Source organism: Neohoeflea coraliihabitans (genome assembly GCF_019334345.1).
GTDB classification, from domain to species: Bacteria; Pseudomonadota; Alphaproteobacteria; order Rhizobiales; family Rhizobiaceae; genus Pseudohoeflea; species Pseudohoeflea coraliihabitans.
In genome coordinates, this window is record NZ_JAHWQX010000004.1 from 396,151 (window position 1) to 413,409 (window position 17,259).

Sequence of the window (17,259 nt, forward strand, 5' to 3'; positions counted from 1 at the left end):
GTCTTAGGATTGCGTTAACAGGCATGGCCAGACATGGTGAACGCAACAGGGAAATTGAAATCGAAATGTCAGTTCAGCGCGCCATCCGGGCCATGTTTTGCCCGCATCGATCTGTCCTCCCGGACGGCAAAATCATCGCCTGCGAGGCTGAGCGCCGGGCGGGCCGGACATGAAATGGCTTCTCGGCATGTGGGCCGCGCCCTTGTTCCTTCTCGGCTCCTGGTACGGCTTGTCCTATTACGACATCAGCTTCGGCACCCGCATCCTGTCGCGTGACCTGCATGATCTGGTCTTTGCGATCTACGGCGAGATCCTCGGCATGGCGCCCGAGTCGATCCCGCCGCTGGTGCTCAAGGCGATCATCATCGATTCTCTGGTGCTCTTCGGCTTCGTCTATCTCCGCCGGCATCGCCGCGCCATCTATGCCTGGCTGAAGGCGACCTTTGGCCGGACGCGCACCGATCCCGACGCCGGCTAGGAGCGGTCCGCGGCGTTCAGACCGGCCAGCCGGTCAAGCGCCCCTTGCAGAATGAAGGCCGCCGCCGCCGAATCGATGCGCGCCGCACGCTTCTTGCGCGACACATCCATACCGATCAGCGCCCGTTCAGCCGCCACGGTCGACAGTCTTTCATCCCAGAATGCGAAGGGCAGGGCGGTCTTCTCAGCCATGTTGCGCACGAAGGCGCGGGTCGCCTGGGCGCGCGGCCCGGCGCTGCCATCCATGTTCAGCGGCAGGCCGATGATCACGCCGCTGACCTTCTCGGCATCGAGCGCCGCAAGCAGCGCCGCCGCATCGAAGGTGAATTTCTTGCGGCGGATCACCGGACGCGGATTGGCCAGGCGTCGCGACAGATCCGAAATCGCCAGGCCGATGGTCTGGGTTCCCAGATCAAGCCCGGCAAGTGGCGTGCCCGGCTGTGTGTGCTGCGGCAGATCCTCAAGCTCGACGACAGGCATGGCGGTTTTTCCGGTTTCAACTCTTGCCGACCGCCTTTAGACTTTCATGTCGACAAAAGCGAGAACAAGCGTGCCGGCAAATGCCGGACGGCTTGCGCGACAAGCGACCATTTGAACTGGAGACATCATGAAGATCACCTGGCTGGGCCATGCCGCCTTTCGCATCGAGACCGCAAAATCCACCATCCTGATCGATCCGTTTTTCTCCGGCAATCCCGGTTTCGAGGGGCTCGATCGCAAGGATGCGGCCAAGGACGTCACGCATATCCTGCTCACCCATGGCCATGCCGATCACATCGGTGACACCGCCGACATCGCCCGGGAGACCGGCGCCGTCGTCCTCGCCAATGCCGATCTCGCCGCCTGGCTCGGCGCCAATCGCGGCGTCGGGAAGCTCGAGCCCGGCAACACCGGCGGCACCATCTCGCTTGGCGACTTTTCCGCCACCTTTGTCGATGCCAAGCATTCCTCCGCCTTCATCACCGAGGACGGCGTGTCACATGCCCTCGGCAACGCCAATGGCCTGATGCTGCATTTCGCCGAGGAGCCGACCCTTTTGCACATGGGCGACACCGATATCTTTTCCGACATGCAGCTGATCAACGAATTGCACAAGCCGGAGGTCGGCCTGGTGCCGATCGGCGACCGCTTCACCATGGGAGGCGCCATCGCCGCACTGGCCTGCCAGCGCTATTTTTCCTTCTCCAGCATCTTTCCCTGCCATTACGGCTCGTTTCCGATCATCGATCAGACAGCGGATGTGTTTGTTGAAGCGATGGAAGGCGACCGCGGCATCGTCGCGGTGCCCAAGCCCGGTGAGATGCGCCAGCTCTAGCGCGTTCCGGCCTCGGGCCTGCCGGTGCGCGCCGCGCCCGGCCGGTGCACCGGCTTGCTCTTGCCGAGCGCGCTTGCTATGGCCCTGTCCAGCAAATCCAACACTCCGATCAGGTATCCCATGTCCGTTGACCAGACCACCGTCAAGCGCGTTGCCCGGCTCGCCCGTATCACCGTCACCGATGAGGATGCGGCGCGCATGGAGGGTGAGCTCAACACCATTCTCGGTTTTGTCGAGCAGCTTTCGGAAGTCGATGTCGATGGCGTCGAACCGATGACGTCGGTGATGCCGATGACCATCAAAATGCGTAGGGATCAGGTCACCGACGGCGCCAAGGCAGACGACATCGTCGCCAATGCACCCGAGACGACCGGCAGTTTCTTCCTCGTTCCCAAGGTGGTGGAGTAGTCGTGGTCGACCTCGCCGCCGAGCCCGTGACCATCGCCATCGAATCGCCGCTGCAGGACGAGATCCGCGCGCTGGTGGCGGCGCTCAACGCCTATATGATCCCGCTGACGCCGCGGCAGTTTCAGTTTCAGCTCACCGTTGACGAGATGGACAATCCGGATCTGACCCTGTTCGTTGCCCGCGATGCCGCCGGCAAGGCGGTCGGCATGGGGGCGCTGCGCGAACATCAGGGTTTCGGCGAGGTCAAGCGCATGTATACCCTTCCCGAACTGCGCGGCACCCGCATCGGCGCGGCGTTGCTGGCGCGGATCGAGGAACGCGCCCGCCAGCGCGGTCTGTCCGCGCTCAAGCTCGAGACCGGCGAGGCGCCGGGGTTCGAGGCGGCCTGGCGGCTTTACGAACGCGGCGGCTATGAAAAATGCGGCGCATTTCTCGACTATCCCGATTCCGGCTATTCCCGATTTTATGAAAAGAAGCTCGTGTAATGACTGAACTGACACGTCTCACCATCGCCGAAGCGCGGGACCAGATGGACAAGGGCGCACTCTCGAGCGCCGAGCTGACCGAGGCCTATATCGGGGCCATCGAGGCTGCCAATGGCGCCCTGAACGCCTATGTCGCCGTCAGCGCCGACAAGGCCCGTGCCATGGCCAAACAGTCCGATGAGCGCATCGCCAGGGGTGAGGCGGGGCGTCTGGAGGGCATCCCGCTCGGCATCAAGGATCTGTTCGCCACCGAAGGCATCCACACCCAGGCCTGCTCGCACATTCTCGTTGGCTTCGAGCCGCGCTACGAATCCACCGTTACAGCCAATCTGTGGGCCGATGGCGCCGTCATGCTCGGCAAATTGAACATGGACGAGTTCGCCATGGGCTCGTCCAACGAAAACTCCTACTACGGGCCGGCGGTCAATCCGTGGCGCGCCGAGGGATCGCAGGAAAATCTTGTGCCCGGCGGCTCCTCCGGTGGCTCGGCGGCAGCGGTGGCGGCCGGTCTCTGCGTTGCCGCAACGGCCACCGACACCGGCGGATCGATCCGCCAGCCCGCCGCCTTCACCGGCACCGTCGGCATCAAGCCGACCTATGGGCGCTGTTCGCGCTGGGGCATCGCCGCCTTTGCCTCCTCGCTCGATCAGGCCGGTCCGATCACCCGCGACGTGCGCGATGCAGCCCTGATGCTCACCTCCATGGCTTCGGTTGACGACAAGGACACCACCTGCGTTGACAAGCCGGTGCCGGACTACGCCGCAGCGCTCGGCCAATCGGTCAAGGGGCTGAAGATCGGCATTCCCAAGGAATACCGCGTCGATGCCATGCCCGAGGAGATCGAGACGCTCTGGCATCAGGGCATTGCCTGGCTGAAGGACGCCGGCGCCGAGATTGTCGATATCGAGCTGCCCAACACGCGCTACGCGCTGCCGGCCTATTATATCGTCGCACCGGCGGAAGCCTCGTCCAACCTGGCGCGCTATGACGGCGTGCGCTACGGCCTGCGCGTGCCCGGCAAGGACATTCTCGAAATGTACGAGAACACCCGCGCCGAAGGATTTGGCGATGAGGTCAAGCGCCGCATCATGATCGGCACCTATGTTCTTTCGGCCGGTTATTACGACGCCTATTATCTGCGCGCCCAGAAAGTGCGCACCCTGATCAAGCGTGATTTCGAAACCGCCTTCAATGCCGGTGTAGACGCCATTCTGACCCCGGCAACGCCGTCCTCGGCATTTCCCATCGGCGACAGCGCCATGAAGTCGGACCCGGTGAAAATGTATCTCAATGACATCTTCACCGTCACGGTCAACATGGCTGGTCTGCCCGGCATTTCCGTTCCCGCCGGCCTCGACCATCAGGGTCTGCCGCTCGGCCTGCAGCTGATCGGCCGGCCGTTCGACGAGGAAACCCTGTTTCGCACCGCGCATGTCATCGAACAGGCCGCCGGGCGCTTCGAGCCGACCCGCTGGTGGTGATCTGATCATCCGCCGGGCCGGGGACCGATGCGGCTCGGCCTGATCACGGTTCCCCATTGATCAACGCCCCGGCTTGCCGGCGCTGCCTTTTTGCCGGACACTCGGCCAACGGCGCCATGGCGCCAGGGTCCTGGAGAGGGCATGGGGAGTCGGATGATGCTTTCACTGCGTCCTGCGCGCTCGGCGGACATTGCCCGCCTGTCCGACATCGGTCTGCGCGCCTGGGAAATGGCGATCGCCGGCTGGGGCGAGGATGGCGAGAGCATGCGCGACAATGCCAGCAAGGCCTATGCCGATTTCTGTGGCCGGCAATGGCCGGACATTCTCGTTGCCGAGTGGGAGGGCGAGGCCGTCGGCTGGGGCGCCTGTGAGAAGGCCGACGACGTCATCACCGATCTATGGGTTCTGCCCCCTTATCAGGGACGGGGCATCGGCACGCGGCTTCTCGGCCGTCTCGAACAGCAGGTCGCCGGCCGCAATTATCACCATGCGCGCCTTGAGACCCATGCCCGCAACGCTGGCGCCATCAAGCTTTACAAGCAACTTGGCTATCAGGTTCGGGCCTATGTGGTGGCCTATTCGCCGCCGCTTGATCGCGACATCGACAAGGTCGAGATGATCAAACATTTCGACGGCTATGATGCCGCCCGGATCGAGGCGCCGGATGACGGCCTGTATGGCCTGGGTGGCGACTGAACCCGCCGGATATCAAGGCCGTCAGCCGTGCTCCGCCACGCTGCTGCCTTGTGGCTCAGGCTCGAGGGCTGCCGCAACGACCACGGTGCGATTGCGGCCTTTCGACTTGGCCCGGTAGATTGCCGCATCGGCGCGCGCCAGGAGCCCCTCATAGGTCTCATCGGCTTGCAGCTCTGCGACGCCGAAGCTCGCCGTGAAAAACTGCTCTTCCTTGCCAAACCGGAACAGCCGGGCGGCAAAGCCGGTGCGGATGGCTTCCGCCGTCAGGCGCGCCATCGCCTGGTTGGCGCCGGGCAGCAGGATGCAGAATTCCTCACCGCCGATCCGCCCGACCACGCCCCCCTCCGGAACCGCCGCCTGCAGCACCTTGCCGAACCCGCGGATCACCCGATCGCCGGCCGCATGACCGAAGCGGTCATTGACCTGCTTGAAATGGTCGAGATCGCAAAGCACCAGCGAGACCGGCCGGTTTGAACCCGCATTCGCGACGAGACAGCGGGCGGCCTCCATCTCCAGGCCGCGCCGGTTCAAAAGGCCGCTCAGCTTGTCGGTGTTGGCCTGCTGTTGCAGATCATCCAGCCGGTCGGTCCAGATCGCCGTGAAGACACACATGGCAATCGACAGGCCCGCCAGTGTGCCCATCACGTGAAGAAGGCCGGAAAGCGCGGAATCCGCATAGGTTTCCGGTGACAGCGAGACGCCGGCAACAAACAGAACGGCCGTGCCGCGCAGAAAATTCTGCAGCGCGACGGCGGCGATGATCCAGAACAGCACGTGATTGATCTTTGCCGTGGCGCCGCGCGGTATGAGGGTCAGGGCGAGCACGTACAGCGTTCCCGGTGCGAAACTCATCACCACGGCCCGCATGTTGATATTCGGCTCCAGGAACCAGAAGACCGCCACGCCGGCGAAGGCCAGGCTGACCACCGTCAGGATCGCCGCATAGGGGATGCGCCGCTTCATCATCAGCGCCAGGCCGATGACGATCAGGCTGAGCGCCGAGAGGTAGAAAAAGTGGATGGTGAACGACAAAGGAATATTGTCGATCGTCTGGCGCTGCACGTCGAGGATCAGCGCCGTGACCCCGCTGGCATAGGCAATGGTGAAGACAAGCGCTGCCGGCTGCCGGTTCCAGCGGTACAGACCGAGAAAGCTCAGCGTCAGCGCAATGCCGATCGCCGGCGGCAACAGCTGATAGATCGAGAGATTGTCCAATGCGCCGCCCTGTTGCTCATGTTGGTCGTGAGCCTAGGGGGAGAGGCTTAAAAACCCCTCAACTTACCAGTAATTTTTCTTATTTTGTCGCTCGCTTGACCGCCACAGCAGAAGGCGGCATTAGAAGGCCTGCTTTCCCCATGTCCGACGACCGAGGTTTTCTGTGACGATAGTCGATACCCGCACGCCCGACCCCAAGCGCCTTGTTGCCGGAGCCACCGGTGACTGGGAGGTGATCATCGGGCTGGAGGTCCATGCACAGGTGACCAGCGCCGCCAAGCTGTTTTCCGGCGCCTCGACCGAATTTGGCGCCGCGCCCAATGCCAATGTCTCGCTCGTCGATGCGGCGATGCCGGGCATGCTGCCGGTGATCAACGCCGAATGTGTCCGCCAGGCGGTGCGCACCGGCCTGGGCCTGAAAGCCAAGATCAACAAGCGCTCGGTGTTTGATCGCAAGAACTATTTCTATCCGGACCTGCCGCAGGGCTACCAGATCTCGCAGTTCAAGGACCCGATTGTCGGCGAGGGCATGATCCTCATTTCGGTCGGCCCCGATCGGCAGGGCAATTTCGAGGATATCGAGATCGGTATCGAACGCCTGCATCTTGAGCAGGATGCCGGCAAGTCGATGCACGACCAGCATCCCTCGATGTCCTATGTCGATCTCAACCGCTCCGGCGTGGCGCTGATGGAGATTGTTTCCAAGCCCGACATGCGCTCCGCCGACGAAGCCAAGGCCTATGTCACCAAGCTGCGCTCGATCCTGCGCTATCTCGGCACCTGCGACGGCAACATGGATGAAGGCTCGATGCGCGCCGACGTCAATGTCTCGGTGCGCCGTCCGGGCGAGGGGTTCGGCACCCGCTGCGAGATCAAGAACGTCAATTCGATCCGCTTCGTCGGTCAGGCGATCGATTCGGAAGCGCGCCGCCAGATCGCCATTCTCGAGGATGGCGGCAGCATCGATCAGGAGACCCGCCTGTTTGATCCGGGCAAGGGCGAGACCCGCTCGATGCGCTCCAAGGAAGACGCCCACGATTACCGCTATTTCCCCGATCCCGACCTGCTGCCGCTCGAATTCGACGACGCGTTTATCGAGGAACTCGCCGCCGGCCTGCCGGAACTGCCGGACGAAAAGCGCCAGCGCCTGATTTCCGATCTCGGCCTGTCGGTCTATGACGCATCGATCCTCGTCTCCGATGAAGCGATTGCCGATTACTTCGAGAAGGTGGCCGCGGGCCGCGACGGCAAGGCGGCCGCCAACTGGGTCATCAACGACCTCCTGGGCGCCTTGAACAAATCCGGCAAACCCATTGAGGAGACTCCCGTTTCCCCGGCCCAGCTTGGCGGCATTCTCGATCTCGTCAAGGACGGCACGATTTCCGGCAAGATCGCCAAGGATCTGTTTGAAATCGTCTGGACCGAAGGCGGCGACCCGAAGGAGCTGGTCGAAACACGCGGCATGAAGCAGGTCACCGACACCGGCGCCATCGAGAAGGCGGTCGATGAGGTGATCGCCGCCAATCCCGACCAGGTCGAGAAGGCGCGCGCCAAGCCCAAGCTTGCCGGCTGGTTCGTCGGGCAGGTGATGAAGGCCACCGGAGGCAAGGCCAATCCGCAGGCCGTGCAGCAGATCGTGCGCGACAAGCTCGGGATCGTGGAGGAAGACTGATCTTTTTCGTTCGCACCGCTTCCGAGCGCGATGTTGGCGCCATCGCGGCATTGCTCGCTGTGACCTGGCGCGCCACCTATACGTCGCTCTACGGCCCGCAAAAGGTCGAGGAGCTGATCGCCGCATGGCATGCGCCAGAGCGCATTCGCGAGCATCTCGCCCGCCCTGAGGGCGAGTATCTCATCGCCGATGACGGTACCGAACTCGGCGGCATGGCCTATGCGACAATGAGCGGCCAGGATGACATCAAGACCATCCGGCTGCACCAGCTTTACGTTCATCCCGGTCACCAGCGCCAGGGCATCGGCCGCGATCTATTCGCCGATATCGAGACCTGCTTTCCCGGCGCCAGGCGCCTCGTGGTTGAAGTGGATCCGAACAACGGCCAGGCCATCGCCTTTTATCGTGGCGTCGGCATGACCGAGGCGGGCCGGATCGACGATTGCGGCACGCCCGGCTCCGGCATACCGGCGATCCTGATGGAGAAGGAACTGCCCGCCGGCCCGGATGCCTCTGGACTTGTCGGCGTCTGACGCCATCTCTTCGCCAGGGAGGCGCACGCCATGCACCGCAAGACCATTCACAATCCGGACAATGAAGCGCATTTCATGCGCCTCAAACCGGTCGCCGGCGTTGTCAGCATCTCTCGCTCCGGCGTGGTGCTGGCCGAATCGGCCAACGCCTGCTGGCTGCTTGAGACGGGCCACGATATCTACGATCCGATGCTCTATCTGCCCGCCGCAGCGCTCGCGGTGAGGCTTGATCCGGTCGCGGGCAAATCGACCCACTGTCCTCTCAAGGGCGACGCCAGCTATCTCTCCTATGCCGGCAGCGAAATCGCCTGGCGCTATGATCGGCCACTGCCGGGCGCCGGCGTTCTTGCCGATCTCGTCGCCTTCGATCCGCGCGAGGTCACGATCACTCTGACCGGCGACAATCTGTAGCGACTGGCGAATAAACCGGCTTGGCACTGACGGCGGTCTGGACAAGCCCCCGCCAGCGCGCCATAAGCAGGAAAAGCCGGCCAACCACGAGCAAGCCAACCACGAGCCTAGCAACTGCGAGCAATGCCGCCATGAAGTCTTTCTTTCTGCAACTCTTCACCTGGTGGAACGGAACCACGATCGGCACCCGTTTCCACACCTGGCGCAACGGCACCCGTGTCGGCTCGGACATGTTCGGCAATGTCTATTATGAGGGCGGCACCGATTCCGAAGGCCGCACCCGCCGCTGGGTGGTCTATGCCGGCTACTCCGACCCGACCACGATACCGCCGGGCTGGCACGGCTGGATCCATCACCGCACCGACATCGCCCCTCCTTCGGAAGATTACGCCGAAAAACCCTGGCAATTGCCGCATCTGCGCAACATGACCGGCACGCCGCTGGCCTATCGGCCGCGCGGTTCGATCCTGCGTGCCGGCGAACGCCCGCGCGTGACCGGCGATTACGACGCCTGGACCCCGAAATCCTGAGCTCTTGGCACTATGACGGGCACCGGATGGTCACATTTCGGTGGTTTACACCGGCTGTGTCCCTCTTGCGGGCATGCATGTGCGGGGCGGGCGATACCGCAGGTCCCGACGCGCATCCGGAGCCTCGGCGAGTGTTTCGGCTTGGCAATAGCGAACAGACAGCAGGTCACAGGACATGATTAGCAAGGCTTCTTCACCCGCTCTGATCGCCGCGAGCCTGCTGTTGTCGGCGGTGCTGCCCTTCGGCGCGTCGCAGGCCGCCCGCATCGAGAACCCGGTGGCCGAATTTTCCGGCATCGACAAGATCACCGGCCGCATCACGACCTTTGATGTCTATATCGACGAGACGGTGCAATTTGGCGCCCTGCAGGTCACGCCGCGCGTGTGCTACAGCCGCGACCAGACCGAGGCGCCGAAGACCGACACATTCGTCGAGGTCGACGAGATCACCCTCGATCGCAAGATCCGCCGTATCTTCACCGGCTGGATGTTTGCCGATTCCCCGGGCCTGAACGCCGTCGATCATCCGGTCTATGATGTCTGGCTGAAGGACTGCAAGCAGCAGTCGAACGTACCGCCGCCCGATGGCATGCCGGAGGCCGAGGTGCAGACTGACGCGCAGACCGACACGCAGCCGGAGACCGATGGCGCCGCGACGGACGGCGGGGCAGCCGAACCAGCCGGCGGCTGACTCTCCGCGCGCGACGCCACTTTCCTCATGACAGCAAAAAAGGCCCGCCGCGCATGCGACGGGCCTTTCCTTTTCTTCAGATCGGTCGCTTGAGATCAGCGCGACGCGACTGGGGTCACGAGTGGCGTGATCCGGCGGATGGTCACGCGGCGGTTCAGCCGCTCCGGACCCTCGGTGCGGATCTTCAGATAGCGCTCGCCATAGCCCTGCGTGGCCAGGTTTTCCGGCGGAATGCCGTAGACCGAGGTCAGGGCGATGGCTACCGATTCGGCACGCTCGTCCGACAGGATGAGGTTGGATTCCTCCGACCCGACGGCGTCGGTATGGCCTTCGATCAGGAAGGTTTCCGCCGGATTATCCTGCAGGATCCGGTCCATCGCCTCGGCCACATTGCCCAGCTCGTCGACCTGGTCGCGCGGGATTTGCGCACTGCCGGTCGCGAAGGTCAGCGTGTCCATGTCGATGCGCCGCACCTTGTCGCGGATACGTGCCGAGTATTTCACTTCATCGACCGTATACAGACGCTCAACCCGTTCCACCGGCGGTTCCTCAAGGAACTCGTAGTAATCGCCGGGTTCGGCAACCGTGGCATCAAGCACATATTCGCCGATCGGAATGGTCAGACGCAGGGGCGGCAGGTCACGGCCCGGATCACGCCACGGGCGGCGCCCGTCACGATCATCTTCCGGCACGTAGACCAGGAGGATTTCACGCCCGTTCGGCATGATACGGGTCCGCTGGATGATCTCGCCGTGGCGATTATAGATCGTCACTACCTGCACGCCATTCGGGCGGACAATCACCTCGCGGGTGCGACCACGCGGAAGTTCCTCGTAATACACATCCTCAGCCCGATCCCGCAGACGGCGGTCGTCGTCGCCGCGCACGATGATCTGGTTGTTGAACTGGATGACCACCCGGTTCTCGCTCTCTGTGATCACCTCGGCATCATCGGGGCGGTTGCGGCGGCGGCGATCCGGATCGGCATCCAGCCGGCGGCCTTCCTCGGCCAGCGGGTCGGGAGCTTCGACCGGCTCATTGGCCATCGCTGCCTGCGCCTCGGCATCGCTCTGCGGTGCCGGAGCCGCTTCAGCCTGGGCCTCGGCCTGCGCCTCTTGTTCGGCCGGCTGCTCACCTGACGCCTGCGCATCCGCATCGGCATCAGCGGCCGGCTCTTCCTTGGCACTGTCGAGAACAGGCGCGCCACCTTCAACCGGCAACACGGCTTCAGGCGTTACCTGGGTATCGCTCTCTGCAGATGCCCGGGCAGCGGCTTCAGCGTTTTCATCCTGCTGGGCCTCGCTCTGAGCCGGTGCAGCCTCGCCACTGGTCTCGGCTGAGCTGTCGCTCTCGGCCTGGGCCTCGGTCTCCGCAGCCGGCGCGGCGCCAGTGTCGGCGGGCGGCGGTGGCGTTGCATCATCCTGGCCGCCCTCGGCTTCGGCTGGAGCGGATTGCTCGGCCGGAGCCGTCTCGGCTTCGGTTGTCGCAGAGCCGCTCGCTTCAACCTCGGCATTGGCGTTGGCATCAGCTTCCGGAGCGGCGTCACTGCCGGCGGTAGCTTCGACTTCGGTCTGCACATCAGCCTCAGCCTCAGCTTCCGCCTCGGCTTCTGCAGCAGGTTCTTCAGCCGGCGCGGCGGGCTCTTCAGCCGGCGCGGCGGGCTCTTCAGCCGGTGCGGCGGGCTCTTCAGCCGGCGCGGCGGGCTCTTCGGCCTGCGGTGCGGGCTCTTCGGCCGGCGCGGCGGGCTCTTCCGCCGGAGCAGGCTCGGCCGGAGCTTCTTCCGGCGTCGGGGCAGCCGCCTGCGCTTCCGCAGCTACGGCTGCATCAAGTTCCGCCTGCGCGGCGGCAACCCGTTCCTTCGCAGCGGCAGTGTCACCGCCGGAAGCCTGCGCTTCCGTCAGGGCTGCCATTGCGGCTTCAAGTCGTGCACGCGCATCAGAAACGCTCATCTGCACGGCGATAAGGGGCAGGGTGCGGGTCTGCTCCGCACCCGAGGGCGCTGCGGGGCGCAGCGGCAAAGCATGCGCCTGCACGCCGCCGAGCGCGGCAGCAAGCGCGGTTGTGGCCAGAAGCCTTGAGGTAAATGACATAGGTATACTCCCGTTGAGGTTCGGGATAACAACGCGAGCGCCCTCGCTCTGTTCCCAACCGCAACGCATGCCGCGTTCACATTGCTGCTTATCAGGGTGAACAAGTGTGATGGGATACAGCGCTTTTGTTCAGCCGAAGTTCAGGTCCGGTCCGGTCAGCGCCTCGGTGAGATATGCCGTATATTCGGCTTGCGGCATCTCGATGGCCCCGAATGACTTGAGATGGTCCGTGGTGAACTGCGTGTCCAGAAGCACATAGCCGAGCCTGTTCAGCTGCTCGACGAGGTGCACCAGACAGATCTTGGAGGAATCGGTGGCGCGGGAAAACATGCTCTCGCCAAAAAAGGCGCGGCGCAGCGAAACGCCGTACAGGCCGCCAACCAGCTCGCCATTGCGCCAGGCTTCCACCGAATGCGCGTGGCCCATGGCGTGCAGTTCCAGATAAAGCCGCCGGATCGTCGTGTTGATCCAGGTCGTCGGTCGGTTAGGCGTCGCTTCCGCGCACCCCTGCATCACCTCCGCGAAAGCCGTGTTGACGCGGATCTCGTAGGGCTTCTGGCGAATGGTGCGGGCCAGACGCCGCGGCACGTGAAAATCATCGAGAGGGATGATGCCACGGATTTCCGGCTCGACCCAGAACAGATCCGGATCGTCGGCATTCTCGGCCATCGGAAACAGGCCGGACGCATAGGCGCGCAGCAGCAGCTGCGGTGTGACCCGCATGTCTAGCCGGTCCTCATGCGCCATCCGGCCCCTCCGGCATCAGCTCAATGCGTGTTTTTCTTCGCCTCAAGATATTTCTCCAGCCAATGGATATCGTAATCACCATTGGCGATATCCGGATTGGAGAGCAGATCGCGGAACAGCGGGATGGTCGTGTTGATGCCATCGACCACGAATTCATCAAGCGAGCGGCGCAAACGCATCATGCACTCGACCCGGTTGCGCCCGTGCACGATCAGCTTGCCGATCAGACTGTCGTAATAGGGCGGGATCTTGTAGCCCTGATATACGCCGGAATCGACGCGCACGCCGAGCCCGCCCGGCGGATGATAGTGGGTGATCGTTCCCGGCGAAGGCACGAAGCTGCGCGGATCCTCGGCATTGATCCGGCATTCGATCGCATGTCCCGAGAAGCGAATGTCTTCCTGGCGCACGGAAAGCCCGCCACCCGAAGCAATGCGGATTTGCTCGTGAACGAGGTCAATGCCGGTGATCGCTTCGGTGACCGGATGCTCCACCTGCAGCCGGGTGTTCATCTCGATGAAATAGAAGTTGCCGTCTTCATAGAGAAACTCGACGGTTCCGGCGCCGCGGTATTTCAGCTTGCGCATCGCATTGGCGCAGATCTCGCCGATCTCGTGGCGCTGCTTGGCATTCAGGCTGGGTGAATTGGCTTCTTCCCAGACTTTCTGATGCCGCCGCTGCAGCGAGCAGTCCCGCTCGCCCAGATGCACTGCGTTGCCGGCGCCGTCGCCAAGCACCTGCACCTCGATATGCCGCGGCGTCGAAAGATATTTCTCGATATACACCGCCTCGTTGCCAAAAGCCGAACCGGCTTCCGTGCGCGCCGTGGCAAGCGCCACCGACAGCTCGTCGGCATTGTGCGCGACCTTCATGCCGCGACCGCCACCGCCGGCGGTTGCCTTGATGATCACCGGAAAGCCGATCTCCGCTGCCAGCGCCCGGGCGTCGTCGTCATTGGTGATCTCGCCATCCGATCCGGGAACCACGGGGATGCCGAGTTCTTCCGCCGTTTTCTTGGCGGTGATCTTGTCGCCCATGATGCGGATGTGATCCGCCGTCGGGCCGATGAAGGTCAGGCCATGCGCTTCCAGGATATCGGCGAATTTGGCGTTCTCGGAGAGAAAACCATAGCCCGGATGCACCGCTTCGGCGCTGGTGATTTCGCAAGCGGCGACGATCTGGTGAATATTGAGATAGCTGTCGCGCGAGGGCGGCGGCCCGATGCAGACGCTTTCGTCGGCAAGCCGCACATGCATGGCATCCTGATCGGCTGTCGAATGCACGGCCACGGTCTGGATGCCGAGTTCCTTGCAGGCGCGCAGCACCCGGAGGGCGATTTCGCCGCGATTGGCAATGAGAACCTTGGAAAACATCGATGGTCCGCCCTATTCGACAATGATGAGCGGTTCGCCGTATTCGACTGGCTGACCATCGGTGACGAGAATTTCCGTGACCTTGCCGCCTTTCGGCGCGGGGATCTGGTTCATCGTCTTCATCGCCTCGATAATCAGCAGGGTCTGGCCCTCAGTGACCGACTGGCCGACTTCGACAAATGGCTTGGCGCCGGGTGAAGCGGCCAGATAGGCGGTGCCGACCATCGGTGCCGGCACGGCATTGCCGTTCGCTGCGGCCTTGGCGTCGACGGCCGCGCCCGAAGCGGGCGTCGCGGCAGGGGGTGGCGCCGCCGGGGCAGGGGCGGGAACGTGAACCGGTTGCGGCGCGACGGGCGTGCCGGCGCGCGAGACACGAATGCGCAGATCGTCCTGTTCCACTTCGATCTCGGTCAGATCGGTCTCGTTGAGAATGGTTGCAAGATCGCGGATCAGCGTCTGGTCGATTGCCGGAGTTTTTGTAGACATTCGGGCGTTGCCTTCTTGTTATCCTCGGGGCGCGGAGCGCGCGCACCCACGCGTTGCTTGTTGCGGCGCGGCGGTCGACGGACCGGATTCGGCCAGACGATCACCAAAAACGGGTGATTGGGACCTAAGATGCGCCGCTTCGTCTCGTCAACCCGACCGGCTGACAAAACATGCCTTTCTTTCGATACCGCATCGCGCTCGCAAGGCAAACCTGCATTTGGCGAGCGGGCAGCCCGCCTATGGCGAATCAGCAACCCGCCTCCGGCAAGTCAGCAAACCGTGCTGTCACAGCGGCGCAGATTGGCGATCTTCTCCTCGAGCGTTTCGACCCCGACGGCGCCGAACACCGTCTCGTCGCCGATCACGTAAGACGGCGTGCCGCGAATCCCAAGCGCATCCGACAATCGATAGGCCTCGCGGATGTCATCCTTGATCGCCGGGTCCTGCATGCCGGCGCGCAGGGCGCTTTCGTCGGCGCCAAGCGCCGTGGCGATGTGCACCGCCACATCTTCATTGGCCCGCTCACCGCCGAGCAACTGGCGATGAAACTCGCCGTATTTTTCGGGCATCAATTCGCGGAACGACATCGCAACCATGTGCGCGCCCATCGAATCCGGTCCGAGAATGGGAAATTCCTTCAACACGAAGCGGACATTCTTGTCTTCCTCGAGAATGCTGTCCATGTCGGCCATCGCCGCCTTGCAGTACCCGCAATTGTAATCGAAGAACTCGACGACCGTGACATCGCCATCCGGATTGCCAAGCACCACATCGCCCGGCGCGTCGAAGATGGCCTTGCTGTTCTCACTGATTACCGCCTTCGACCGGCTGGCGGCCTCCGCTTCCTGCTTGGCTTGCAGCGCCATCTGCATCTCTTCGAGAATCTCGGGATTGGACAAGAGGTAATCCCGGATCACCGTTTCGATTTCGCTTTTCTCGCTCGCCTCGAGAGCCACCGCCGGTGCAAGCATCCAGCCGCTGCTCAGAGCCAGGGCAAGCAGGCTGGTCTTGATCAACCCGTGCAACATGTCCGTTCATCCCTTCCGGCCGTCCAAGGGCCTGTCTGTGCTGTGCGGGCCATCCTCGCGATCAGCCCGTTTTCGATGCCCGGCCTTCTAGCGGCTGACCGAGAAGATGTCATCCGCCCGCCGCGCCGCCGGCGTGCCCTTCGGCAATTTCGCCAGGGCGCGCGCCGCGAACACTTTTGCCTCGCGGCCGTTGCCGGCGCGGAAATACCCTTCCGCGAGCGCCAGTTCGGCATTGCCGATATCGCCTTTCAGGCCATAGGCCTGCGACAGATGCAGATAGGCATTCAAATTGTCGGGTTCGGCCTGGATCCCGGCCCGCAGATTCTCGATGGCCTTTGTTGCGTTGCCGGTCTTGCCCGAGGCCAGAAGGGCGAAACCGTAGCGGGCCCGGATCAGGCCGTTGCGCCCGCCGCTGAGCCGCAGCGCCTGCTCGAAGGCCTGTGCCGCTTCGTCCGCGCGCCGCAGTTTCAGCAGGATCTCGCCCTTGAACTCCCGCAGGTACGGTGATTTCGGCTGGGCTCCGATCAGCGCATCGATCTTTTTCAACGCCGCAGCCGAATTGCCGGCCAGATCCGTGGCCACCGCATCGCCGTATCGCGCCGCGAGCGAGGCATCGCCGCGACCGAACAGCCGCGCCACCGCCGGATGGCCACCCATATAGGCGGCGATCTTGGCGCGCGCCATCTGATGACGCTGCATCAGGCCACCCGGATCTTCCCGGTCGAAATAGGGGCTTTCGCGCGCCAGCGACTGCAGCATGGCAATGCGTTCGCGCGGCAGCGGATGGCTTTGCTGATAGGGATCGACGCGCACTCCGGCCAGCGCCAGACCGCTTGAAAAGCGCTCGAAGGTCGCCAGCATGCCGCGCGCCGATTGCTGTGTCGCCTTGAGATATTTCGCGGCCGCCTGGTCGGCATTGATCTCTTCCGAACGCCGATAGCTCAAAAGCATGCGCTTGGCCATCATCGGCGCCGCCGTCGCCAGCGCACCGCCGGCCGATTTGCCGCTGCGGCTGTCGGCCACCGTCCCGGCGGCCAGCGCACCGACGCCAAGCAAGCTGCCGACGATCGCCATGGTGCGCGTTCGTGCGAGCTGTTCGCGCAGCCGCTGCTGGTGGCCGCCGGCCAGATGCCCCGCTTCGTGCGCCAGCACGCCGATGATCTCGTTCGGCGTTTCCGCCGCCTCGATTGCTCCGGTGTTGATGAAGATGCGCCGCCCGGCGACGAAGGCGTTGAAGCTGGGATTGTTGATTAGGACGATATCGATCCCGCGTTGTTCGAGGCCTGCCGCTTTCAGGATCGGCCTTGCATAGTCGGCCAGCAAACCTTCGATCTCCGCATCGCGCACCACCGCCACGCGGCCTTGCGCCTGCGCCGGCTGCGGCAGGTCCGCCAGAAGGACGGCCAGCCCGGCCAGGAGACTCACGAGGGTTCGCGCCAGCGCACGGACGGGCAGGGCATTTGCCAGGAATGAGGTCGAGCAACGCATGGTCATGCCATCCTATACCGGCCCCCGAAACAAATGAAAACGCCGCCCGCCACGCCGCCGCGCCACCTCGCGGGAAATTGATCTGACGAGGATGGCGCCGCACGCCTTGTGATCGCCATGCCAATCGGGCATT

Annotated in this window: 19 protein-coding genes; 11 read left to right on the top strand and 8 right to left on the bottom strand. The window is 63.6% G+C overall.

Annotation, left to right across the window (positions count from 1 at the left end; genetic code table 11):
* Nucleotides 1-169: 169 nt before the first annotated feature.
* On the top strand, nucleotides 170-478 hold the full coding sequence (locus KY465_RS16705) for a DUF6105 family protein (protein WP_219203219.1): 309 nt from the start codon (nucleotides 170-172) through the stop codon (nucleotides 476-478).
* Here KY465_RS16705 and ruvX read toward each other — a convergent pair.
* Nucleotides 475-957, bottom strand: coding sequence for a Holliday junction resolvase RuvX (ruvX, locus tag KY465_RS16710; RefSeq protein WP_219203220.1), 483 nt, complete (start codon nucleotides 955-957; stop codon nucleotides 475-477). The two genes, KY465_RS16705 and ruvX, sit on opposite strands and share 4 nt — an antisense overlap.
* Nucleotides 958-1,084: 127 nt before the next feature.
* On the opposite strand from ruvX, the gene KY465_RS16715 reads away from it, so the two are divergent.
* The 5 genes from KY465_RS16715 to KY465_RS16735 all read left to right on the top strand — a co-directional run bounded on the left by KY465_RS16715 (nucleotide 1,085) and on the right by KY465_RS16735 (nucleotide 4,862).
* The gene (locus KY465_RS16715; RefSeq protein ID WP_219203221.1) at nucleotides 1,085-1,792 is read left to right on the top strand and encodes a metal-dependent hydrolase; all 708 of its coding nucleotides are present in this window, start codon (nucleotides 1,085-1,087) and stop codon (nucleotides 1,790-1,792) included.
* A 120-nt stretch (nucleotides 1,793-1,912) separates the two neighbouring features.
* Nucleotides 1,913-2,200 (top strand): Asp-tRNA(Asn)/Glu-tRNA(Gln) amidotransferase subunit GatC, encoded by a 288-nt coding sequence (gatC, locus tag KY465_RS16720; protein WP_219203222.1) that lies wholly within the window; start codon nucleotides 1,913-1,915, stop codon nucleotides 2,198-2,200.
* A gap of 2 nt (nucleotides 2,201-2,202) precedes the next feature.
* Nucleotides 2,203-2,685 (top strand): GNAT family N-acetyltransferase, encoded by a 483-nt coding sequence (locus tag KY465_RS16725; protein WP_346432659.1) that lies wholly within the window; start codon nucleotides 2,203-2,205, stop codon nucleotides 2,683-2,685.
* Nucleotides 2,685-4,166, top strand: a complete 1,482-nt coding sequence (gene gatA, locus KY465_RS16730; protein ID WP_219203223.1) for an Asp-tRNA(Asn)/Glu-tRNA(Gln) amidotransferase subunit GatA — start codon at nucleotides 2,685-2,687, stop codon at nucleotides 4,164-4,166. The genes KY465_RS16725 and gatA overlap by 1 nt, the downstream gene beginning before the upstream one ends.
* 153 nt (nucleotides 4,167-4,319) lie before the next feature.
* Entirely contained in the window at nucleotides 4,320-4,862 is a 543-nt protein-coding gene (locus KY465_RS16735; protein WP_219203224.1) for a GNAT family N-acetyltransferase, read from the top strand.
* 21 nt (nucleotides 4,863-4,883) lie between these two features.
* Here KY465_RS16735 and KY465_RS16740 read toward each other — a convergent pair whose 3' ends face one another.
* Nucleotides 4,884-6,077: a GGDEF domain-containing protein gene (locus KY465_RS16740; RefSeq protein WP_219203225.1), complete on the bottom strand. Its 1,194-nt coding sequence runs from the start codon at nucleotides 6,075-6,077 to the stop codon at nucleotides 4,884-4,886.
* Between the two features lie 163 nt (nucleotides 6,078-6,240).
* On the opposite strand from KY465_RS16740, the gene gatB reads away from it, so the two are divergent.
* The 5 genes from gatB (at nucleotide 6,241) to KY465_RS16765 (ending at nucleotide 9,914) form a co-directional block, all read left to right on the top strand.
* A complete protein-coding gene (gatB, locus tag KY465_RS16745) occupies nucleotides 6,241-7,749 on the top strand; it encodes an Asp-tRNA(Asn)/Glu-tRNA(Gln) amidotransferase subunit GatB (RefSeq protein ID WP_219203226.1) in 1,509 nt (502 codons plus the stop codon).
* Complete coding sequence (locus KY465_RS16750) at nucleotides 7,749-8,282, top strand: GNAT family N-acetyltransferase (protein ID WP_219203333.1); 534 nt, start codon at nucleotides 7,749-7,751, stop codon at nucleotides 8,280-8,282. The genes gatB and KY465_RS16750 overlap by 1 nt, the downstream gene beginning before the upstream one ends.
* Before the next feature lie 30 nt (nucleotides 8,283-8,312).
* Nucleotides 8,313-8,693 (top strand): DUF427 domain-containing protein, encoded by a 381-nt coding sequence (locus tag KY465_RS16755; protein ID WP_219203227.1) that lies wholly within the window; start codon nucleotides 8,313-8,315, stop codon nucleotides 8,691-8,693.
* Nucleotides 8,694-8,824: 131 nt separating this feature from the next.
* Complete coding sequence (locus KY465_RS16760) at nucleotides 8,825-9,223, top strand: NADH:ubiquinone oxidoreductase subunit NDUFA12 (protein ID WP_219203228.1); 399 nt, start codon at nucleotides 8,825-8,827, stop codon at nucleotides 9,221-9,223.
* 175 nt (nucleotides 9,224-9,398) lie between these two features.
* A complete protein-coding gene (locus tag KY465_RS16765; protein ID WP_219203229.1) occupies nucleotides 9,399-9,914 on the top strand; it encodes a DUF2155 domain-containing protein in 516 nt (171 codons plus the stop codon).
* A gap of 95 nt (nucleotides 9,915-10,009) precedes the next feature.
* Here the strand turns inward: KY465_RS16765 and KY465_RS16770 are convergent, their stop codons facing one another.
* The 6 genes from KY465_RS16770 to KY465_RS16795 form a co-directional block, all read right to left on the bottom strand.
* A complete protein-coding gene (locus KY465_RS16770) occupies nucleotides 10,010-12,004 on the bottom strand; it encodes an OmpA family protein (protein ID WP_255561764.1) in 1,995 nt (664 codons plus the stop codon).
* A gap of 129 nt (nucleotides 12,005-12,133) precedes the next feature.
* The gene (aat, locus tag KY465_RS16775) at nucleotides 12,134-12,751 is read right to left on the bottom strand and encodes a leucyl/phenylalanyl-tRNA--protein transferase (protein WP_219203230.1); all 618 of its coding nucleotides are present in this window, start codon (nucleotides 12,749-12,751) and stop codon (nucleotides 12,134-12,136) included.
* 20 nt (nucleotides 12,752-12,771) lie between these two features.
* The gene (accC, locus tag KY465_RS16780; RefSeq protein ID WP_219203231.1) at nucleotides 12,772-14,124 is read right to left on the bottom strand and encodes an acetyl-CoA carboxylase biotin carboxylase subunit; all 1,353 of its coding nucleotides are present in this window, start codon (nucleotides 14,122-14,124) and stop codon (nucleotides 12,772-12,774) included.
* A 12-nt stretch (nucleotides 14,125-14,136) separates the two neighbouring features.
* Complete coding sequence (gene accB, locus KY465_RS16785; RefSeq protein WP_219203232.1) at nucleotides 14,137-14,610, bottom strand: acetyl-CoA carboxylase biotin carboxyl carrier protein; 474 nt, start codon at nucleotides 14,608-14,610, stop codon at nucleotides 14,137-14,139.
* A 269-nt stretch (nucleotides 14,611-14,879) separates the two neighbouring features.
* Entirely contained in the window at nucleotides 14,880-15,638 is a 759-nt protein-coding gene (locus KY465_RS16790) for a DsbA family protein (protein WP_219203233.1), read from the bottom strand.
* 87 nt (nucleotides 15,639-15,725) lie between these two features.
* Complete coding sequence (locus KY465_RS16795) at nucleotides 15,726-17,126, bottom strand: M48 family metalloprotease (RefSeq protein WP_219203234.1); 1,401 nt, start codon at nucleotides 17,124-17,126, stop codon at nucleotides 15,726-15,728.
* Nucleotides 17,127-17,259: the final 133 nt, after the last annotated feature.